Here is a 423-nt window from a genome sequence, read left to right as displayed (position 1 = left end):
GTTCAGGCTCCTCATCGCAATCCTTAAAAATGTTCAGAAAGCACTCAAGATCCTCCAGGAAGTTGCTGCCATCCCGCAGCCAGTTGGCCAGCGCGCTCTGACTGCGGAACTCGCTCATCCGCTGATCCGAGAACGGGTCCAGCCGGGGATCGCCGGGATCCGCCTGCGGCATCTGATGACGCCCCCCGCTGACCGGGTAGGGCCAGGGCTGGTAGTCCACGTTGGGGTCGTAGAACTGCGGGTTCCAGGCCGAGGAACGCAGGAAGGCGTAGGTCGTCAGCGGCGGCACCACGTCGAATCGCGGGTTGATGCGGCGCCCGTCATAACCATTGTGCAGCCCCGGCTCGAACAGGTAACCGTAACGGACATCCGTCAGCAGCGTGCTCTTCAGTGACTGCAGCAGGGTATCGTCGGAAAGAAGCT

The 423-nt window shown here is 61.9% G+C and carries 1 protein-coding gene; it reads right to left on the bottom strand.

Annotated features, from left to right (window positions below; genetic code table 11):
* Nucleotides 1–423: hypothetical protein (locus FY251_RS22790; RefSeq protein WP_187367499.1), on the bottom strand; the 423-nt coding region annotated here is incomplete at both ends.

Origin of the sequence: Haloferax sp. KTX1, assembly GCF_902410085.1 — an archaeon.
Taxonomy (GTDB): Archaea; Halobacteriota; Halobacteria; order Halobacteriales; family Haloferacaceae; genus Haloferax; species Haloferax massiliensis.
The sequence above is the reverse complement of the archived record's forward strand: the minus strand, read 5'-3'. Positions and strand labels throughout refer to the sequence as shown.